Below are 20,377 nucleotides of genomic sequence, written 5' to 3'. Positions count from 1 at the left end.
AAGACATGAGCACCACACAGTCGCTGCCAGCCGATGGGTTTGGGGGCGTGGGCGCGCCTGCGCCCAGAATCAGCATGGGCCAATGGTTTACCGAACGCGCTGCGCGCGATGGCCAGCGCCCGGCCATCACCTTTGCCGGGCACACCTTGAGCTACGCCGACATGCTGCTGCAGATCGACCAGCTGGCGGGGGTCTTGCAATCCGGTGGCATTGGCAAAGGCAGCCGTGTGGCCTATCTGGGGTTTAACCACCCGATGTTTTTCGTGGCTTTGTTTGCCTGCTCCAAACTGGGTGCGATTTTTGTGCCTTTGAATTTTCGCCTTACTGGGCCGGAATTCGAGTACATCCTGAACGATGCGGGCGTGCACACGCTGCTGGCCGATGCCGAGCACCTGGCTGTGCTGGACCCGGTGCGCGAGCGTCTGGTCTGCCAGCGCTATTGGTGCGCGCATGGCCAGACCAGTGATGCGGCACGCTGGCCTGATCTGGCGCAGGCCATGGCCTGCAGCACACCGGTGGCGCAGGCGGTGGCGCTGCACCAGGACGATGTGGCCGCCATCATGTACACCTCGGGCACGACCGGCAAGCCCAAGGGCGCGATGCTGACTGTGGGCAACTTCTGGTGGAACCATGTGAACGAATTGGTGATGCTGGACGTGCGGCCTGACGACGTTTTGCTGACCAGCGCGCCGGTGTTCCACATCGGGGCTCTGAATGTGCTGGCGCTGACGAATTTCCTCAAGGGCGCGCACATGGTCTTGCACCGCAGCTTCGATCCGGCTGCGGCTTTGCGTGATATTGCGCAGTACCGCGTCACCACCTTGTTTGCCGTGCCGGCGATGCTGTTGTTCATGACCCAGCACGCCGATTTTGCCGCTGCAGATACCAGCACGCTGCGCTATGTGATGTGCGGTGGCGCACCGTGCCCAGAGCCCTTGCTGCATTTGCTGGCCGAGCGCGGCATTTTGGTGCAGCAAGGCTATGGCCTGACCGAAACGGCGGCGATGGCCACCGCCTTGTCCAATGAATGGTCGAGCCGCAAGATCGGCTCGGTTGGTGTGCCTCCGCTGTTGACCGAAGTCTGCATCATGGACAGTGCAGGGCAGCCGGTGACCGTGGCCCAGGAGCGCGGTGAGGTCTGTGTGCGCGGCATGAATATCACGCGTGGCTACTGGAACCAGGCCGAGGCGACGCAGGCAGCGATTGATGGCCAGCACTGGTTTCGCACCGGCGATGTCGGCTATTTTGACGAGCAGGGCTTCTACTACATTTGCGACCGCGTCAAAGACATGGTCATCACCGGCGGCGAAAACGTCTACCCGGCGGAAGTTGAGAGTGTGCTGTTTGGCCACCCTGCGGTGTCCGAAGTGGCGGTGATTGGCGTGCCCGATCCGCAATGGGGCGAGGCCGTGGTGGCCGTGGTCGCACTCAAGCCCGGTGCTGAACTGGAGTTGGAAGCATTGCGCGAGTTTGCCAGCTTGCATTTGGCGCGTTACAAAATTCCCAAGCACTTGCGCATTGTTGACGCGCTGCCGCGCAATGCCACGGGCAAAATCCTCAAATACAAGCTGCGAGAGGGCTGAGGGCCTGCCAGCAGCCCTTTGCCATTTGAACGTGATCTGGTGACGTAGTGCGGGTCGAGACCTGCCGGTTTGTGCAACAAAGCAAGCTGGCTGCTTCATCAACAATGGCGGGTTACGCTGCGTTTTAACTCGCCTTACGGCTTGCAACTGCGCCACTGCTTCACGGTGCTTGCTTGACAAAGTACTGGGCCAAAACAGTGCCTGCTCCAATGCCTGGCCGAACGCCGCCAAGCGGCTGATCAAGGCTTGAGCCAAGGCCGCTCGACCGGCAGCAACCGATTTATCTGCAGCACCAGAATACGTGTTTACAGCACTTCAAACAGGCCAGCTGCGCCCATGCCGCCGCCAATGCACATCGTCACGACCACGTATTGCACGCCCCGGCGCTTGCCCTCGATCAGTGCATGGCCCACCAGGCGTGCACCAGTCATGCCATAGGGGTGGCCAATCGAGATGCCGCCACCATTGACGTTGTAGCGCTCCGGGTCAATGCCCAGATGGTCGCGGCAGTACAGCGCCTGGCAGGCAAAGGCTTCGTTCAACTCCCACAGGCCAATGTCCTGCACGCCCAGGCCGTGCTGTTTGAGCAGCTTAGGGATCGCATAGACCGGGCCAATGCCCATTTCTTCTGGTGCGCAGCCTGCCACGGCCATGCCGCGGTACAGGCCCAATGGTGTCAGACCGCGTTTCTCGGCCAGCGCACGCTCCATCAGCACGCTGGCGCTGGCGCCATCAGAGAGTTGGCTGGCATTGCCGGCGGTGATTACGCCGCCTTCGAGTACCGGCTTGAGGCTTTGCAGGCCGGCCAGTGTGGTATCTGGGCGATTGCCTTCGTCACGGCTGAGCGTGACTTCCTGCAAGCTGACGTCTCCGCTGGCCTTGTCGGTCACAGCCATTTGCGTGGTGATGGCGACGATTTCTGCATCCAGGCGGCCTGCTTGCTGCGCAGCAGCCGTGCGCAGCTGCGACTGCAGGGCGTATTCGTCCTGCGCATCGCGGCTGATGCCGTATTTTTTGGCCACAAACTCGGCTGTTTGCAGCATCGGCATATAGGCATGCGGGGCCTTGGCGATCACGGCGGGATCGGCCTCTTTGGCAACCCACTGCATATACGCGTTTTGCACCGCAGAAATATTTTCCTGGCCACCAGCCAACACTACCTCCATGCCATCGCAGACAATTTGTTTGGCCGCGGTGGCAATCGCCATCAAACCTGATGCGCATTGGCGGTCAATGGTTTGGCCAGCCACGGTTTGCGGCACGCCGGCAGCCAGCAGCGCATTGCGCGCCAGGTTCATGCCGGCCGTGCCGGCTGTCAGTACCGAGCCAATCACGGCGTCGTCAATTTCGGCGCCATCAATGCCGGCGCGGCTGACTGCATGCTCGATCGCATGCGCCATCAGGCTGGGCGATTTGATGTGGTTGAACGCGCCCTTATAGGCCCGGCCAATTGGCGTGCGGGCAGTGGATACGATGACGGCTTCTCTCATGGCAACTCCTAGGAATGGGCGGGTTTAAGCGGCGAGTGGCGCAGATAGCGTGCACCCTGTAACAGGTGTTTTGTCTGTGTGCATGATCTCCCCGCCGGGCCTCTTCACCCGTCCCATGGGTGACTGCGGGCGTCTTGTATTGCCTCTTTTTTGTGCCTTGCGCGACTGCGTCGAGACTTTGAACATGCTCTAAGCGCTTGCCCTCAGTTGCCAGTTGCCGCCTGCCGCAGCAATGGGCTGATGTGGGAAAACCCGTCCATGGCCAGCTAATAAACACAAGACCAAACAGCGGCTGCTGCCCAACCATTGCGGGGTGGCAAATGCAGGCCTTTGAACCGGGTTTGCACCGCATTTCTGTACCGGTAGCGCGACCGCTGCCAAACCACTGTGGAGACTGCAATGCAACTGATCAGAAGGGTGTGGCAAGGGCTGACGGCCTGCGCGGTAGTGGGCGCGTTGCTGCTAGGCGCAGGTGTTGCCGAGGCACGTGACCTGCGCTATGCGATGGGCTTTCCATCGGGCTCGGATTCGGACAAGGCCGGGCAGGCGTATGCAGCGGCGGTGAAAGACTTGAGCAAGGGCGATTTGAAGGTGCGGGTCTATCCGCTGTCCTTGCTGAATTTTGCCGAGACCTCTGCCGGGCTGCGCGATGGCATGGCCGATATGGGCTATTTGCTGGCACCGTATTTTCCGGCCGAGTATCCGCACTTCAATTTGCTGGCTGAGTCCTCAATGCAGCTGTTGACGATGGATGAGCGCGTACGCGGGCGCGAAGGCATGGCCTATGTGGGCGCGCTATCGGAGTTCGTATTCACCAAGTGCCCTGAATGCCAGGCCGAATTCGCCCAGCAAAATCAGGTCTTCACCGGGCCTGCGGCCAGCTCACCGTACTACCTCAACTGCAATAAGCCGGTGCGCAATGAACAAGAGCTCAAAGGCAAACGCCTGCGTGTGGCCGGCTCCCATTGGTCGCGCTGGGCCAGGGCAATGGGCGCGCAGCCGGTGACCATGTCTTCGAACGAGGCCTTGGAGGCGCTCAAACAAGGCGTGGTCGATTGCGTGGTGGTGTCGATTCCTGAGCTGACCAATTTGGGCCTGATTGAGGCGGTGTCTGATGTCACTGTCGATGTGCCGGGAGGCATTTTTGCCGGCACTGGCGTGACACAGGTCAATAGCAAGGTCTGGAAGGGCTTGAGCACCGAGCAGCGCCAGGTGTTGCTGCGCGCCGGTACGGTGATGCCAGCCTATATCCCGTTCGTCTACCACCAGCGAGAGAAAGAAATCCTTGAGCAAGTGCGCCAGCGCGGCGGCAAGGTGCACGAGGCCGATCCTGCGCTGTTGCAAAAAACCCGCGATTTTGCCCGGCAGGACATGCAAACCATTGTCGAGTATTTCGCCAAAACCCATGGCGTGCAACGCGGCGACGAAATGCTTGCGCAGTTTCGCCCAGTACTGGAGAAATGGGTACTGCTGGTGCAGGACGTGGGCAGCCGCGAGGAGTTGGCTGAGGTCTACTGGAATGAGGTGTTCTCCAAAGTCGATGCCGGCTCTTATGGCCTGTGATGTTCAATGCCTGCTGGCTGCCCGCCAGCGCTTTTTTTCTATGAAGGATTCGCCATGCAAGCCATAGGCCGATTGCTGTCTCGTTTGATCGATTCGGTCACCGTCATTGCCGGGCTGGCCATTGCGTTCATGATGCTGCACATCACCTTGGATGTGGTTGCCCGCAATGCCTTCAACTACCCGCTGCCTGGCACGATCACCATCGTCTCCTACTACTACATGGCGATTGCCGCGTTCATGCCGCTGGCATTTGCCGAGCAAAAGTCGGCCCATATCTCGGTCGAAGTGCTGACCGAGCGGCTGCCGCCTTTGGTGCAAAAACATCTGGCCGGCTGGATGTTGCTCTTGTCGGCTGCGGTGTTTGGGCTGATGGCTGTGCGCTCCTGGCAAGAGGCCATGGGCAAATACGGCATCAAGGCCTCGGTCGTGCAAGGCGAGGACAGCCTGGCAGTGTGGCCGACCTACTTCTTTTTGCCAGTGGGCTGTCTGCTGATGTTTGTCGTTGTGCTCTACAAGTTTGTCGTGTACCTGACGGGCCAAACCTCAGGTCTGGACAGCGAGCGCAAGCGCGCCGACAGCACACCAGCTGAGACTCTTTAAGGACATTGCACACATGACAGACGTACAAGTGGGTTTGACAGGCATTGGCTTGCTGCTGGTCTTGATTGGCCTGCGTGTGCCGATTGGGGTCAGCATGATCACCGTGTCGTTTACCGGGCTGTGGTATTTGATGGGCTGGAACGTCGCCTGGGGGGCGCTGGGCGTGATTCCCTACCAGTTCTCGACCAATTGGGTGCTGAGCTCGGTGCCCATGTTTTTGCTGCTGGGTTTTATTTGCTACCACGCGCAACTGACTGAAGGGCTGTTTCGCGCAGCGCGTTTGTGGTTGGCAGGTATTCCCGGTGGCCTGGCGATCGCTGGTGTTTTGGGTTGCGCGGGTTTTTCGTCGGTTTGCGGCTCGTCGGTGGCATGCTCGGCAGCGATGGGCCGCATTGCTGTGCCGGAGATGATGAAGCAGCGCTACAGTGCCGAGTTGGCCACTGGCACTGTCGCTGCTGGTGGCACCATTGGCGCACTGATACCGCCTTCGATCATCATGATTCTTTACGGCATCATTGCGCAAACTTCGATCACAGAGCTGTTTTTGGGCGGCGTGACGATTGGCTTGCTGACCATGGTCGGCTACATCGCTGTGATTGTCGTGCGAGTCAAACTCAATCCAGCTTTGGCCCCATCGGTGAGCGAGCAGGTTGCGACGGCAGACAAGCTCAAGGCATTGAAAGAGATTTGGCCCATTGTGCTGGTGATGGTGGGGATTTTTGGTGGTCTGTTCAGCGGTTTTTTCACGCCCACCGAAGCCGGTGCAATCGGCGCATTTCTGGCTTGTGTCGTCGCCTTTGTCGCGGGCTCCTTGAGCTGGCAGCGGTTCAAGCATGCGATTTTGGAAACTTTGCTGACGACTACGGCTTTGCTGATCATCGGCATTGGCGCGAGCCTGTTGCAGCGCTTTTTGGCACTGTCGGGCGCTGGTGAATACGTGTCGGATCTGATCATTGGCCAAAGCGCCGACATGTTCTGGGTGCTGCTGGGCATCGTGTTGATCTACCTGCTGCTGGGCCTGTTTCTTGAGCCGATCGGTTGCATGTTGCTGACCTTGCCGATTGTCTTGCCAATCATCAGCTCGGCGGATTTGAGCCTGGTCTGGTTTGGCGTGGTGCTGACCAAGTTGCTGGAGATCAGCATGATCACGCCGCCCGTAGGCATGAATGTGTTTGTCATCAAGGGCGTGGTCGGTAATCTGATCTCTACCACTGGCATTTTCAAAGGCGTGGTGTGGTTCATTGTGGCCGATTTTGTGCTGCTTGCGCTGATGATGTTCTTTCCCGATCTGGTGTTGTTTTTGCCGAACTGGGGCAAATAGCTTTTGAACAGGCGCTTAGGGAAATTTGCAGAGCGTGCCTAGTGCTCGGATTCAATGACTTTGAGATGGATAGATAGGAAAAAAATGACGGATCAGCACCCACCCTTGGCTGGGAAAACCTTGTTCATTACTGGCGCAAGCCGTGGCATTGGCCTGGCGATTGCGCTGCGCGCCGCACGCGATGGAGCCAATATCGTGATTGCCGCCAAGACCACCGAGCCACACGCCAAATTGGCTGGCACGATTTACACCGCAGCCGAGGCGATTGAGGAGGCCGGCGGCAAGGCCTTGCCGCTGGTGGTCGATGTGCGCGACGAGGCGCAAGTGCTGGCGGCAGTTGCTCAGGCCGCGCAGCACTTTGGCGGTATTGATGCTTGTATCAACAATGCTTCGGCGATCCATTTGGCAACGACCGAAGACATTGACCTCAAGCGCTTTGACCTGATTCAGCAAATCAATATGCGAGGCACCTTTGTGACGTCGCGTGCGTGCATTCCGTATTTGCGGGGGAGCGCCAATCCGCACATTTTGGCGCTGTCGCCACCGTTGACGATGCGTGCCGACTGGTTTGCCCAGCATTTGCCTTACACGATGTCGAAATACGGCATGTCGATGGTGATGCTGGGGCTGGCTGAGGAGCTGCGCGGTGCAGGCATTGCCTGCAATGCGTTGTGGCCGCGCACGACGGTGGCCACCGCCGCCGTGGAGTTCGCGCTCGGTGGTGAGGCGATGCTGCGCCAATCGCGCAAGCCCGAGATCATGGCCGATGCCGCCTATGCGATCTTGCAGCGCCCGGCCAAGGAATTCACCGGCCAGTTTGTGTTGGATGACGAGGTGTTAGCGCAGGAGGGGGTGACACATTTTGATATCTACCGCAATGATCCAGGCAGCGCGCTGATGGTTGATATTTTTGTCGATCCAGACAGTCCTATGCCAGCAGGCGCCAGCTACGCGGCAATGGCCTGAGGTGCAGCGCTGGCAGGCGAGCTTGGCGCATTGGCACGGCTAGCTGCGCTCATGGCGGGCTAGGCAGTGTCGCGCATGTGCCGCACCGCGAGCAACCGGCTCAAGTGTTGGCGTTGATTGCGGCCTGGCTTTAATGGCCGGCTTGGCTGGTCTGCGGCTCAGCCCAAGGGCAGTAGCAGCCCACTGCCAGAATGCCCGTTGGCGTCAGGCTTTCGCCCTTGAATAGCCGCTCCAGCAATGGCTCGACAAAACTATTGGCGGAAGTGCAGACCATGCCCAGGCTGTATGGACCAGCGTAAGCGAGTTGGCCTTGGCCGTCCCAAATGGCCACAAACGGGCTGGCTGGAATGTGCGCCATGCCGTCGATGTGGGCCAGTGGTGTGAGCTTGCCTTGCAAAAAGGCCGGCAGCTGACCTTTGGTGCCGGGCTTTTGCACGCTGAAGAAGTCGATGTCCTCACGCCGGTACATGCTGATCAGGTAGCTCAGGTGCGCGCTGGTTTCGCGGTTGCAGCCTGCGCATTCAGGGTCCCAGAAATGCACCAGGCGAATGCGCCCGGTGGCGCCTGCCAGCTCAGGCGGCAGTTGCAGCGCACTGTCTTCAAACACCATGGCCCGCTCGCCCCAGCTGCTTTGGTTGCCAAAACCGAAGTACTGCCACAGCGCCGTAGCGGTTGCCAGCATCACCAGTGCGCACAGGCACACAAACAGCCGCTGCCGCTTGCCTTGCTTGGGCCGCATGCTCAGGAGGCCTCGGGGGCTTGGCCGAATTTCAGCCGGTACTGTTTTTCCATTTCCTGGCAGGCCTGGCCGTGTGTGCTGCGGTAGATGGCGGTGCGCGCAGGGTCTTCGCTGCGCTGCCTGCACATGGTGATTGCATGCTGTTCGGCGCTTTGGACTTGTGGCGTTTGGGGACGTGAGACGACATACACCAGTGCAGCGGTCATCGCGATGGTGAAGCCCAGGCAGGCCAGCATGACCGTATGGAAGCGGGCTTTAGACGCAGGGCGGGGGAAAGAAGCAGTGTGCATGGAATTATTTTCACATACAATGAGAATTAAATCCATACAAAATGGTTTTGTATGTTTATATTCAAAAATGGAGCGCCGAAAGCACGATGCCATTTCAGATGCAATTGCACAATACCTGGGTGGTGGCGCGCACCGAAGCGGGTGACTGTGTATCAGTGGAGTGCCAGACTACCCGCATGCAGCGCGTCGACGGCTCAGTCGAGACCGTGCTGCGCTACCGCTACGACAATTCTCATGCATTGCGCACAGGCAATGCCTTGCTGGTGCTGGCAACCGGCCAGCAACTGCAGCTGTGTGAGGAAGCTGCGAATCAGCCCTGATCACGCAGCTGGCCGCGGCAGGCGGCCGTGAAGTTGCCAGCTGCGATCACACAATCGCTTGTGGTGCGCGCGGGGCTTGTTGGTCGCGCAGGATCGCTGTGAGTTTTTCCAGTGCTGTTTGCAGGCCACGCGCATCGGGCGCGCCGCCCAGCGAGATGCGAATGCCGCTGGGCGGTGTGTCGGCCTGGGAAAAGGCTTCGGCATTGGCTACGCCCAGGCCTTGCTCTTGCGCGGTCTGGATGATGCGGTAGAGGTCGATCTTGGTCGATAGCGGCAGCCACGCATGCAGGCCGCCGGGGTGTGCCCACAGCGGCTGGGGCAAGATGCTGTGCGCAATCGCCTGGCGTTTGACCAGCTCTTGGCGGGCTTTCTCAAACAGCTCCTGCGCCAGACCACTGCGAATCCAGTGGCTGGCCAGCGCAACCAGTGGCTGTGGGGCCATCAGCGTGATCGAGCGCAGCGCATCCAGCAAAGGCTCAATTGGCTGAGCGGCCGGCACGACCATGTATGAGGTGCGCAGCCCTGGTGCCAAATACTTGGACAGGGTCGATGCGTAGTACACCGGGCTGCTGCTGGCGCTTTGCATGGTCGCCAGCGGGGGTGGGGCGTCGCCTGCAAGCAGCCAGTATGGATCGTCTTCGAGAATCGGGATCTGGTAGCGGCTGGCCACGGCCAGCAAAGCCTGGCGGCGCTCTTGGGGCAGCGTGACTGTGGTCGGGTTGTGGATGGTAGGCACCAGATACACCATCGCTGGAGCGTGGTTTTTGCAGGCCGCCTCCAAAGCATCGGGGCACATGCCTTGCGCATCGGCTTCTACCGGCACGATGTTGCGCTGCATCAAACGGGCGGCGGCCAGCATGCCGGGGTAGGTCAACGTATCGACAACGATGCTGTCGTCAGGCTCGGTATAGGCCAATAACCATGCGGCTAGCGCCGACTGCGTGCCTGGACAAATCACGATGCGGTCGCTGTCGATCGCACCCAGCATGGGCCGCAGCCACAGCGCCGCAGCTTCGCGGTCGGCCTTGGTGCCGGGGCCGACGTGGTAGCTCATCAGGTCGCCTTGGCCCAGCAACGGCACCGTCGCTTGCAGGCCTTGTGCCATGGCTTGTGCAAAGGCACTGCCGTGCAGCAGCGGTGGGATGTTCATGCTCAGATCCACCGTGCGATTGTCTTTGGCACTGCTGGTGGTGATGAAGGTGCCGCCTGCGCCATGCGCATCGAGCAAGCCCGCGTTGCGCACCTCGGTCAAGGCGCGCGTGACGGTGGTCAGGTCCACGCCAAACAGCTGCGCCAAGTCGCGCTGCGGTGGCAGGCGGTCGCCTGGCAGCAAAACGGCATCGTCGATGGCGGCCATGATTTGCTGGGAAATTTGTATGTATCTGGCGCCGCCTTTGGCTTGCAGTGGACGTATCCAGGCGTGATTGGCTTTTTTGAGTTTGCGGTCTAACGGCATGGATGCAGGTGTTTCAATGATTTTTGTACGCATTAAAAAAAACATACAAGTCTGAAATCGTGATACAGTTTGTATGGTTTTGGTTTTGTTTGTATGGTTTTCTGCATTCCATCTTACCTGTTATTTGATCTCTTTTTCGACAAGGCTTCGCGATGAAATCAATCTGGAATGGCCTGCGCTGGGGGGGGCTGGCTGCGCTGGCTGCCGCATTGGCTGGCTGCGACTGGGTGTTGTTTGACTCCAAAGGCGCGGTGGGCATCGCCCAGCGTGACCTGATTTTTATTTGTATTGGCCTGATGCTGATTGTGGTGGTGCCGGCGATTGTCATGGCGCTGTGGTTTCCGTGGCGTTTTCGTGCCAGCAACACCAAGGAAGAGTACCGGCCTGATTGGGCCCACTCGACCAAGGTCGAGGTGGTGGTCTGGGGCGTGCCGCTGCTCATCGTCATTGCGCTGGCCACGATTGTCTGGAAGTCCACCCATGAGCTCGATCCATACCGGCCGCTCGATGTAGCGGGTGAGCCGTTGCATGTGCAAGTGATTGCGACTGATTGGAAATGGTTGTTCGTCTATCCGGACTACGGCATTGCCACGGTGAACCAGCTGAATTTCCCGGCTGGGCGCCAGCTGGTGTTTGACATCACCTCTAACTCGACAATGAATACGTTCTTCATCCCACAGCTGGGTGGGCAGATTTACGCGATGGCCGGCATGCGCACCAAGCTGCACTTGATCGCCAATGAAGAGGGTGAGTTCCGTGGCATGTCGGGCAATTACAGCGGGCATGGTTTTTCGCAGATGAATTTCATCGCCAAGGCGACCAGCGAGCAGGATTTTCAGCGCTGGGTCAGCCAGGTACGCACAGCACCAATCAGCTTGGATTTCGAGACCTTCAAGAAAGTCGCGCAGCCTTCGCAGGGCCATGCAGTCGTGCATTTTGGTGGCGTGCAGTCCAACTTGTTCAAAAGCGTGATTGACCAGTTTATTGGCGTGGGTGAGAACACGCGCTCGGCCGAGACCGTGCAGGCCCCAGCGCCTAATGCACCCGTTGCGGCCATTGCAGCACACAAGGAGTAAGCATGTTTGGAAAGTTGACGTGGGAGGCCATCCCAACGCACGACCCGATCATCGTGGTGACGTTGATCGCCATGGTCTTGGGCGGGATTGCCCTGGTTGGGCTTGTGAGCTATTTCAAATGGTGGGGACCACTGTGGCGAGACTGGTGCACGACCGTAGACCATAAAAAAATCGGCATCATGTACATCGTCGTTGCATTGGTGATGCTGGTGCGCGGCTTTGCCGACGCTTTGATGATGCGCGCGCAGCTGGCGGTAGCTGGGCCAGGCAATGCTGGCTTTTTGCCGCCTGAGCATTACGACCAGATTTTCACCGCCCATGGTGTGATCATGATCTTTTTTGTCGCCACGCCGTTTGTCGTGGGTTTGATGAACATCATCGTGCCGCTGCAAATTGGCGCGCGCGACATGGCGTACCCATTTCTGAATGCCTTCAGCTTCTGGATTTTCGTGGTCGGCGCAGTGCTGATGATGCTGTCTTTGGCTGTGGGTGAGTTTGCGATGACAGGCTGGGTGGCCTATCCGCCGCTGTCGGGTATTGAGTTCAGTCCTGGGGTCGGGGTCGATTACTACATCTGGGCTCTGCAGGCCTCGGGCTTGGGGACTTTGCTCACGGGTGTCAACCTGTTTGTCACGATCTTGCGTATGCGCACACCTGGTATGACTTTGATGCGCATGCCGGTGTTCACCTGGACGGTGTTTGTCACCAGCATCATCATCATTGCAGCCTTCCCGATTCTGACCGTGGCCTTGGGTGCTTTGAGTCTTGACCGCTATCTGGACTTCAATTTCTACACCAATACCTTGGGCGGAAACCCGATGATGTATGTGAACCTGGTGTGGGCCTGGGGCCATCCTGAGGTGTACATCTTGGTGCTGCCGGCGTTCGGGATTTTCTCTGAAATCACCGCAACCTTTTCGCGTAAAAAGCTGTTTGGCTACAAGTCAATGGTGGGCGCGACCCTGGCCATTGGTGTGCTGTCCTTCATTGTCTGGTTGCACCACTTCTTCACGATGGGCTCGGGCGCCAGCGTCAATGCCTTCTTTGGCATCATGACGATGATTATTGCCATCCCGACCGGCGTGAAAATTTTCACTTGGCTGTTCACGATGTATGGCGGGCGGGTCGAGTTCAGCGTACCGATGCTGTGGACGATTGCCTTTTTGGTCACTTTCACGATTGGCGGCATGACTGGCGTTTTGCTGGCCATTCCAGGTGCGGACTTCTTGCTGCACAACAGCCTGTTTCTGGTTGCGCACTTTCACAACACCATCATTGGTGGCGCCTTGTTTGGCTATATCGCCGGCATGGTGTACTGGTTCCCCAAAGTGTTTGGCTTCAAGCTCAATGAGCGCCTGGGCAAGTATTCGTTCTGGTGCTGGGTGATCGGGTTTTACCTGGCCTTTATGCCGCTGTACATGCTGGGTTTCATGGGCATGACACGCCGCTTGAACCAGCACGACAACCCTGCCTGGGAGCCGTATTTGTACGTGGCGTTTGTCGGAGCCTTGTTTGTTTTTGCCGGCATTGTGCTGATGCTGCTGCAAATCGCCGTCAGCATTCGCAATCGCAAGCAATTGGCCAACCAGGACTTGACCGGTGACCCATGGGATGGCCGCACCTTGGAGTGGGCCACCGCCTCGCCGCCGCCGTTCTACAACTTTGCCGTGCTGCCCAAGGTCGATGGTCTGGATGCGTTCTACGAAGCGAAAAAACACGGCCTGCCTGCAGCGCCCAAGCATTACGCACCGATTCATATGCCCTCCAATACAGGCGTGCCGTTCATTGTGAATGTGTGGATTCTGGCCTTGTGCTTTGCCTTGATCTGGCATATCTGGTGGTTGGCTGCTGCCAGCTTGCTGGCCGTGATCGTGACTTTCATCGTGCGCTCCTATAACGAAGATGTCGATTACTACGTGCCCGCTGCTGAAGTCGCACGCATCGAGCAGGCCAGTGCCGAGCGCAAAGCCCGTGCCGCCGAGCTCGCCCACAGCCATTAACGTCCAGCCTTAAGAACGCAGGCAGGCGCAGCCTTGGGCCAGCGCCTGCCCGCACCAGGAGAAAAAACCATGACTACTTTGGCGCACTCTGCGCAGCACCCGTCAGCGCATGCCGATGCGCATGGCGACCACGACCATGCCCACGACCAAGGCTCGATGAAGGTGCTGGGCATGTGGATTTACCTGATGTCCGACTGCGTGCTGTTTGGCACCTTGTTTGCTTCGTACGCGGTGCTCAGCAATGCCTATGCGGGCGGGCCGACCGGCGCGGAGCTGTTCAATCTGCCGCTGATTCTGGCTGCGACCTTCATGTTGCTGTTCTCCAGCATCACCTATGGCTTTGCGATGCAGGCCATGCACCGGCTGGACAAAGCCGGGGTGCTGCGCTGGCTCGGCATCACCTTTGCATTTGGCGCGGTATTTATTGGCATGGAGGTCTATGAGTTCCAGCACCTGGTGTCGGTGGGAGCTGGGCCTACGCGCAGTGCGTATTTGTCGGCGTTCTTTGCGCTCGTGGGCACGCACGGCTTGCATGTGCTGGTGGGTTTGCTGTGGATGGCGGTGGTGATGCACCAGATCAGCCGCAAAGGGCTCACGAGCGTGGCGATTACGCGCATCTCGTGCTTGAGCCTGTTCTGGCACTTTCTGGATTTGGTCTGGATTTGTGTGTTCACCTTCGTGTATTTGTTTGGAGCGTTTTAACCATGGCAGCTTCCGATTCAACCGCTACCAGCCGTGCAGGCCAAAGCCATGGCAGCTCCCAGTCGTATCTGGTGGGCTTTGTGCTGTGCGCCATCTTGACTGTGATTCCGTTTTTCCTGGTGATGCAGCCTATGCTGCCCAGGCCCACGACCTTGTTGATTTTGGTGGGCTTTGCCGTGGCGCAAATTGTGGTGCAACTGGTGTACTTCCTGCATATGAACCGCAGCTCTGAAGGCGGCTGGAACTTGGCCAGCTTTGTGTTTACTTTGGTGATTTTGTTCATCGTCGTTGCACTGTCGATCTGGATCATCTGGAGCATGCACTTTCACATGATGAGCCAGTGATCACGCTGCGCCGCTGCCGCCGCACAGGATCTTAAAAGCAAGCCATGAATTCGCCCAAACTCTACCGCGCACCCGCTGCAACTATGCCCGCGCGCGCCGCACCAACGCCTGCGTCAGGCCATTTGAGCGGGCGCGCCTTACTGCGCGGTTTGTGGGTGCTCACCAAGCCCCGTGTTGTGCAATTGATTGTGTTTTGTGCCCTGATCGGCATGCTGCTGGCCCTGCCTGCCTGGCCCAATGCCCAGCAGTGGGCGCGGATTGCGATAGCCGCCGGGGGGATCTGGCTGCTCGCTTCTGCGGCGGCGGTATTCAACTGCGTGATAGAGCGGCAGATTGATGCGCGCATGCAGCGCACCGCCGCGCGGCCCACCGCGCAGGGCACGGTCGCCAGCGGTTTGGCCATCACTGTGGGCCTGCTGATGGCAGCAGCAGGTGGGCTCTTGCTGTGGTTGTGCATCAACCCGCTGACGGCGTGCTTGACGTTGGCTACTTTGCTGGGCTATTCAGTGGTGTATACCGTGTGGCTCAAGCGTGCGACAGAGCAAAATATTGTGATTGGTGGCGCTTCGGGGGCGATGCCGCCGGTGTTGGGCTGGGCGGCGATGCAGGGCACGGTGGGGCCTGAGGCCTGGTTGATGTTCCTGATCATCTTCATCTGGACCCCGCCGCACTTTTGGGCGCTGGCCCTGTACCGGGTGGAAGACTACCGCCGCGCTGGACTGCCAATGCTGCCCGTTACACACGGGCGCGCTTATACGACCCGCCATGTGCTGATTTACACCGTGGCACTGTGGGCGATCAGCCTGCTGCCACTGCTGCAAGGCATGAGTGGCCTGGGCTATGGCCTCGTTGCATGCGTTTGCGGCGCAGTGTTTTGTGCTTATGCCTGGCGCTTGCACCAGCACTACAGCGATGCCTTGGCCAAGCGCACATTCCGCTGGTCGTTGTGGCATTTGACAGCCTTGTTCGCAGCGCTCATGCTGGACCACTATGGACTACTCATTTAGCAAAGGCCACACAATGCGTGCTGCGATGCTTTGGCAGAGGTGGATGCGCTGTAGCGCGCTCTTGTGCATGGCTGCGTTGGCGCTGGCACTACAGGGCTGTCGTGAACAGACTTCTGCAGCTAGCCGCTTCCACTCCCATGAAGTGACAGGCGCCAGCTATGGCCGCGATTGGCGCATGCCAGATACGGCTGGTGTGATGCGTGACCAAAGCCTCTTGCAAGGCCCAGTCAGCTATGTGTTTTTTGGTTTTACGCAATGCCCGGAGGTCTGTCCGACGACGATGCTGGAGCTGGCGCAAGTCAAAGAGTTGCTGGGCGCTGAGGGCTCGCATTTCCAGGCCATCTTTGTCACTGTGGATCCTGAGCGGGACACACCAGAGATTCTGCGCGCTTATCTGGACAGCTTTGATACCAGCGCCATCGGCCTGGTTGGCTCGCCAGAGCAATTGAGCAGCATGGCGCGCGAGTTCAAAGTGTTCTACCAGAAAGTACCGCTTGAGCTGCCTGCGACTGCAGGCTCTGAGGGGGCCGAGGGCAGCGACGCGTACTACACGATGGACCATTCAGCCGGCGGTTATGTCTATGACCGCCACGGCAAGCTGCGCCTGTATTCACCATATGGTGCGGCAGTCGAGGATTTGGCTGCCGATGTGCGGCAGCTGCTCAGTGAGTGATGGCATGTTTGAGGGCCGCGACTGTGCTGGCATGGACGTGTTGTATTCACAACACGCGGGTACTTTGGCATGATGTGGGGCTTCGCGCAGATGGTGCCAATGGCGCATGCCATGGAGGGCGCCATCGCCCAAGCGGTACGCACCGCTTTTATTCACGAAAGCCAGACCCCTGATGCATTGGACTCTTCCTTTCCCCTCCCGCCGCGCGCCTGTGCTGGGCCGCAATATTGTCGCAACCAGCCAGCCATTGGCTGCCCAGGCTGGTGCTGCCGTTTTTGCACGTGGCGGCAATGCGATTGATGCGGCGCTGGCCGCAGCGATTACGCTCACGGTGGTTGAGCCAGTGATGAATGGCATTGGTGGTGATGCCTTTGCGCTGGTCTGGGATGGCGGGCAATTGCATGGCTTGAACAGCTCAGGCCGCTCGCCCGCGGCATGGCATAGCGCGCGCTTTGCCGGCATGGAGACGATGCCACTGCGCGGCTGGGACAGTGTCACCGTGCCAGGCCAGGTCGCAGCCTGGGCGGCCTTGTCTGAAAAACTCGGCAGGCTGCCCTTTGAGGATTTGTTTGTTGACGCGATTCGCCATGCCCGTGATGGCTTTCCGGTCAGCCCCATCATTGCCAGGCAGTGGCAGCAAGCAGCCAAAGACCTGTACATGCACCCCGGCTTTGAGGCCTTTATGCCCCATGGCCGCGCGCCAGTGGCAGGGGAAATTTGGTCGTTGGCCGACCAGGCCAGAACCTTGGAAGAGATTGCTCTGAGCAAAGGCGAGTCTTTCTACCGAGGCCGCCTGGCCCAGGCGATTGCTGACCATGCCGCCCAGCATGGTGCGGCCCTGACTGCGGCCGATCTGGCGGCCCACCAGAGCGAATGGGTGCAGCCGATCTCCACCACATTCCGTGGCCACCAAGTGCATGAAATCCCGCCCAATGGCGTGGGCGTGGCGGCTTTGATCGCACTGGGATTATTAGAAAACCTGCCGTATGAAGACGCGCCAATGGGTTCGGCCCAGCGCATGCACCTGGAAATTGAAGCCATGCGCCTGGCGTTTGCCGACCTGCATACGCATGTGGGCGATGGCGCGCACATGCGTTGCAGTGCCAGTGACTTGCTCGATCCGAGCTATCTGCGCGAGCGCGCCCGCAGCATCAATCCACAGCGCGCTGGCCAGCATGTCGCAGGCACGCCCAAATCGGGTGGCACGGTGTACTTGTGCGCGGCAGACGCCGAAGGGCGTATGGTGTCTTTCATCCAGTCCAATTACCGGGGCTTTGGATCGGGCGTGGTCGTACCGGGCACCGGCATTGCGCTGCATAACCGGGGCTCGGGCTTTGTCACCACGCCCGGCCATGTCAACCAAGTGGCGGGTGCAAAGCGGCCCTTGCATTCGATCATTCCGGGTTTTCTCAGCAAAGACGGCCAGCCAGTGATGGCCTTTGGCGTGATGGGCGGCAATATGCAGGCGCAGGGCCATACGCAAATGGTGTTGCGCAAGGTGGTCGAGCAATGGAATCCACAAGCCTGCTCTGACGCGCCGCGCTGGCGCATCGACGATGCCGCCCAGTTGATTCTGGAGCCGAGCGTGGCGCCCGAGATCGCTGCGGGTTTGCAAGCGATGGGCCACACGCCGCGTACGATGCCAGAAGACAACCTGGATTTTGGCAGTGCGCAACTGGTCGAGCGTTTGCAGACGGCGGACGGCTCAGCGGCCTATGTTGCAGGCTCTGACCATCGCCGCGATGGCCAGGCGGTGGCCTATTGATTGCATGCGGTGGGGCGTATTGCCTACATCAAAAACAAAAAGGCCGTGACAGCGGCCTTTTTGTTTTTCTGCTTCAATTGACGCCTTCAAGCACGCTGCCTGCACAAGCCCTGCTGGATGTGTGCCATCCACCTCGCTGCAGCTAGGCCCTTATTCAGACATTCATAACTCCAACGCCCTATGTCCCTACACTCTGCACAACCCCAACTCTCGATGCTGGATCTGGTCACCGTCCGCCAGGGCCAGACGGTGGCCGAGGCCATTCAAACAGCGGTGCGCACGGCCCAGCATGTCGAGCAACTGGGCTTTGGGCGCTACTGGATGGCCGAGCACCACAATATGCCCGGCATTGCCAGCTCGTCCACAGCGGTGCTGATTGGCCACGTCGCCGGGCAGACCCAGCACATTCGCGTCGGTTCTGGCGGCATCATGCTGCCCAACCATGCGCCGCTGGTGGTTGCAGAAGCCTTTGGGACTTTGGAGGCGCTCTACCCAGGGCGCATCGATTTGGGCTTGGGCCGCGCGCCAGGGACCGACCAGCCGACGATGCGTGCCTTGCGCCGTGGCCGGCTTGAGACCGAAGAGGATTTCCCCCGTGACGTGCAGCAATTGCAGCTGCTGCTGGGCGAGCCCAAGCCGGGCCAGCCTTTGATTGCCACGCCAGGCGCGGGCAGCCATGTGCCAATTTGGCTGTTGGGTTCGAGCCTGTACTCTGCCCAGCTTGCGGCGCACATGGGCTTGCCTTATGCGTTTGCCTCGCATTTTGCGCCGCGTTTCTTGCTTCAGGCGATCCAGATGTACCGCGATTTGTTCAAACCCTCGCAGTTTTTGGACAAGCCCCATGTGATGATTGGCGTGCCGATTGTGGCCGCTGCCACCGATGAAGAAGCCGAGTTTTTGGCCAGCAGTACGTACCAGCGTATTTTGGGTATTTTGACCAACCAGCGCGGCCTGATGCAGCCGCCCGTTGAAGGCTTTATGGACAGCCTGGACTTGCCTTCGCGCCGTGCGATTTTGGACTTTTTGGCCATTGGCGTGATTGGCGGGCCAGAGAAGCTGCAGCAAGGCTTGCAGCAATTGATGGCCAAGACCGAAGCCGATGAGCTGATGGTGGTCACCGATGTGTTTGAGCTGGATGCGCGCTTGCATTCTTTGCGCTTGACCGCTGAGGCTGTCGCTGCGCTTTAAACCAGGCTCTTGGGTGGCGGCCTGCGCTGCCACCAGTGGCGCAACCATAGCCACAGCACGCCGCTCACAAGGGCGATCAAGCCCAAGGCCAACGGCCACGAGCCGGGCGCTTGCCAGGCCAGTTGCCAGTCGACTGACGAAGGCCAGGCACTGCTGATACTGCTGGCTGCCAGGTACAGCCACAGCAGCCGGGGACCCCAGAGCTGGGCGCGTAGGGCCAGGCTGAGCCACAGCAAGCTGATCGGCCACAGCAGCAGCGGTGCCAAAGCCACGCTGGCGCTGTTGTACCAATTCGGAATGAACTGCACGCTCCCCAAAGAAAAGCTGCCGCCCACGCCGCCTTGGCTGTGGCGCCACAGCGCGCCCCAGTCGGGCCAGACATGGAATTGGCTGGGGGAGCCTTGCAGTGCCCAGGCTACCAGCCAATGGCTGGCTTCATGCTGCACAGTGCCAGGCCAGGCGAGCAGCCAATACAGCCAAGGCCATTGCGCAAATGCGGCGATCAGTCTGGTGCCCAGCAGCAGGGCCAGTAGTGCAGCAGCCAGGCGCCAAGTACGCCAGGTGTTTGGCGATGCAGGGCGGATTTTGGTGGCTGAAGTGGGCGCGGGCATCGGTGTCTCAGCGCGCTGCCCAGCTTTGTTGCGCCAGTGCTTGCACGCGGGTAGCTTCGGCTTGGGCATGCACATGGCAATGCGGGGCGTGGTCATTGACCATGCCACTGGCTTGCATGAACGCGTAGGCGGTGGTTGGCCCAAAGAATGCCCAGCCGCGTTGCTTCAAGGCTTTGGACAGCGCGGTGGATTCTGCTGTCACGGATGGGATGGTGCTGTCCTGCTTGGCTGTACGCGGCGCAAACGGCCAGAAAAATGCTGCCAGGCTGCCGTATTCGGCCACGATGTCTTGAGCACGCCGGGCGTTGTTCAGCGTGGCCTCGATCTTGCCACGGTGGCGCACAATCGCCGCATCGGCCAGTAGCCGCTCGGTATCGGCGGCGGTGAATTGGGCTATTTGGGCAAAGTCAAAATCGGCGAAGGCCGCACGAAAGCCAGCGCGTTTGTTCAAAATCGTGCGCCAGCTCAGGCCTGACTGAAAGCTCTCCAGGCAGAGTTTTTCGAACAAGGCCGTGTCATCGAGCGTTGCAAAGCCCCATTCATGGTCATGGTAGTCGCGCATTGCCGCGTCGCTTTCGCACCAGGCGCAGCGCTGCAGTGGGGCAGAGGATGCAGGGTCAGCTGTATAAGTCATTGGGCAGGCATTGTGCCTTGCCCTCTGGGTTGAAGCCCAAAAGGCACAC

General features: G+C 59.5%; 20 protein-coding genes. 14 read left to right on the top strand and 6 right to left on the bottom strand.

The genetic code is table 11. The features are described from left to right. Nucleotides 1-5 precede the first annotated feature (5 nt). Complete coding sequence (locus E8K88_RS10035; RefSeq protein ID WP_205880059.1) at nt 6-1,583, top strand: acyl-CoA synthetase; 1,578 nt, start codon at nt 6-8, stop codon at nt 1,581-1,583. Nucleotides 1,584-1,888: 305 nt separating this feature from the next. On the opposite strand, the gene E8K88_RS10030 is transcribed toward E8K88_RS10035, so the two are convergent. After that, a complete protein-coding gene (locus tag E8K88_RS10030; RefSeq protein WP_136406527.1) occupies nt 1,889-3,073 on the bottom strand; it encodes an acetyl-CoA C-acyltransferase in 1,185 nt (394 codons plus the stop codon). A 399-nt stretch (nt 3,074-3,472) separates the two neighbouring features. Here E8K88_RS10030 and E8K88_RS10025 point away from each other — a divergent pair, with 399 nt between their 5' ends. The 4 genes from E8K88_RS10025 (at nt 3,473) to E8K88_RS10010 (ending at nt 7,523) form a co-directional block, all read left to right on the top strand. After that, nucleotides 3,473-4,636, top strand: a complete 1,164-nt coding sequence (locus tag E8K88_RS10025) for a C4-dicarboxylate TRAP transporter substrate-binding protein (RefSeq protein WP_136406526.1) — start codon at nt 3,473-3,475, stop codon at nt 4,634-4,636. Between the two features lie 54 nt (nt 4,637-4,690). Continuing rightward, nucleotides 4,691-5,236: a TRAP transporter small permease gene (locus E8K88_RS10020; protein ID WP_136406525.1), complete on the top strand. Its 546-nt coding sequence runs from the start codon at nt 4,691-4,693 to the stop codon at nt 5,234-5,236. Nucleotides 5,237-5,249: 13 nt separating this feature from the next. Beyond that, nucleotides 5,250-6,557, top strand: coding sequence for a TRAP transporter large permease (locus E8K88_RS10015; protein WP_136406524.1), 1,308 nt, complete (start codon nt 5,250-5,252; stop codon nt 6,555-6,557). Between the two features lie 84 nt (nt 6,558-6,641). Then, nucleotides 6,642-7,523 (top strand): SDR family oxidoreductase, encoded by an 882-nt coding sequence (locus E8K88_RS10010; protein WP_136406523.1) that lies wholly within the window; start codon nt 6,642-6,644, stop codon nt 7,521-7,523. Between the two features lie 130 nt (nt 7,524-7,653). On the opposite strand, the gene E8K88_RS10005 is transcribed toward E8K88_RS10010, so the two are convergent. Next, nucleotides 7,654-8,262 carry a DUF6436 domain-containing protein gene (locus E8K88_RS10005; RefSeq protein WP_205880058.1) on the bottom strand — a complete coding sequence of 203 codons (609 nt, stop codon included), beginning with the start codon at nt 8,260-8,262 and terminating at the stop codon, nt 7,654-7,656. A 2-nt stretch (nt 8,263-8,264) separates the two neighbouring features. Next, complete coding sequence (locus E8K88_RS10000) at nt 8,265-8,552, bottom strand: hypothetical protein (protein WP_136406522.1); 288 nt, start codon at nt 8,550-8,552, stop codon at nt 8,265-8,267. Nucleotides 8,553-8,638: 86 nt separating this feature from the next. Here E8K88_RS10000 and E8K88_RS09995 point away from each other — a divergent pair, with 86 nt between their 5' ends. After that, nucleotides 8,639-8,872: a hypothetical protein gene (locus E8K88_RS09995; RefSeq protein WP_205880057.1), complete on the top strand. Its 234-nt coding sequence runs from the start codon at nt 8,639-8,641 to the stop codon at nt 8,870-8,872. Nucleotides 8,873-8,918: 46 nt separating this feature from the next. On the opposite strand, the gene E8K88_RS09990 is transcribed toward E8K88_RS09995, so the two are convergent. Beyond that, a complete protein-coding gene (locus E8K88_RS09990) occupies nt 8,919-10,361 on the bottom strand; it encodes an aminotransferase-like domain-containing protein (RefSeq protein WP_240754442.1) in 1,443 nt (480 codons plus the stop codon). 119 nt (nt 10,362-10,480) lie between these two features. Between E8K88_RS09990 and cyoA the strand changes: the two genes are divergently transcribed. From cyoA to E8K88_RS09950, 8 genes are all read left to right on the top strand, one after another. After that, nucleotides 10,481-11,404, top strand: coding sequence for a ubiquinol oxidase subunit II (cyoA, locus tag E8K88_RS09985; RefSeq protein ID WP_136406520.1), 924 nt, complete (start codon nt 10,481-10,483; stop codon nt 11,402-11,404). A 2-nt stretch (nt 11,405-11,406) separates the two neighbouring features. After that, nucleotides 11,407-13,404: a cytochrome o ubiquinol oxidase subunit I gene (gene cyoB, locus E8K88_RS09980; RefSeq protein WP_136406519.1), complete on the top strand. Its 1,998-nt coding sequence runs from the start codon at nt 11,407-11,409 to the stop codon at nt 13,402-13,404. Nucleotides 13,405-13,473: 69 nt separating this feature from the next. Continuing rightward, a complete protein-coding gene (gene cyoC, locus E8K88_RS09975) occupies nt 13,474-14,106 on the top strand; it encodes a cytochrome o ubiquinol oxidase subunit III (protein WP_136406518.1) in 633 nt (210 codons plus the stop codon). A 2-nt stretch (nt 14,107-14,108) separates the two neighbouring features. Next, complete coding sequence (cyoD, locus tag E8K88_RS09970; protein WP_136406517.1) at nt 14,109-14,450, top strand: cytochrome o ubiquinol oxidase subunit IV; 342 nt, start codon at nt 14,109-14,111, stop codon at nt 14,448-14,450. An 83-nt stretch (nt 14,451-14,533) separates the two neighbouring features. Beyond that, nucleotides 14,534-15,457 (top strand): heme o synthase, encoded by a 924-nt coding sequence (cyoE, locus tag E8K88_RS09965; protein ID WP_136406558.1) that lies wholly within the window; start codon nt 14,534-14,536, stop codon nt 15,455-15,457. A 175-nt stretch (nt 15,458-15,632) separates the two neighbouring features. Next, on the top strand, nt 15,633-16,130 hold the full coding sequence (locus E8K88_RS09960; protein ID WP_240754440.1) for an SCO family protein: 498 nt from the start codon (nt 15,633-15,635) through the stop codon (nt 16,128-16,130). Between the two features lie 172 nt (nt 16,131-16,302). Further along, the gene (locus E8K88_RS09955) at nt 16,303-17,895 is read left to right on the top strand and encodes a gamma-glutamyltransferase family protein (RefSeq protein WP_136406516.1); all 1,593 of its coding nucleotides are present in this window, start codon (nt 16,303-16,305) and stop codon (nt 17,893-17,895) included. Nucleotides 17,896-18,075: 180 nt separating this feature from the next. Next, entirely contained in the window at nt 18,076-19,083 is a 1,008-nt protein-coding gene (locus tag E8K88_RS09950) for an LLM class flavin-dependent oxidoreductase (RefSeq protein ID WP_136406515.1), read from the top strand. Here E8K88_RS09950 and E8K88_RS09945 read toward each other — a convergent pair. Together E8K88_RS09945 and E8K88_RS09940 are read right to left on the bottom strand one after the other, a co-directional pair. Further along, entirely contained in the window at nt 19,080-19,694 is a 615-nt protein-coding gene (locus E8K88_RS09945; RefSeq protein WP_136406514.1) for a hypothetical protein, read from the bottom strand. The two genes, E8K88_RS09950 and E8K88_RS09945, sit on opposite strands and share 4 nt — an antisense overlap. A 7-nt stretch (nt 19,695-19,701) precedes the next feature. Further along, nucleotides 19,702-20,328, bottom strand: coding sequence for a DNA-3-methyladenine glycosylase I (locus E8K88_RS09940; protein ID WP_136406513.1), 627 nt, complete (start codon nt 20,326-20,328; stop codon nt 19,702-19,704). Between the last annotated feature and the right edge of the window lie 49 nt (nt 20,329-20,377).

The sequence above is a fragment of the Lampropedia aestuarii genome, assembly GCF_004803635.1.
GTDB lineage: Bacteria > Pseudomonadota > Gammaproteobacteria > Burkholderiales > Burkholderiaceae_C > Lampropedia > Lampropedia aestuarii.
This window is presented reverse-complemented; position numbering and strand designations above follow the sequence as displayed.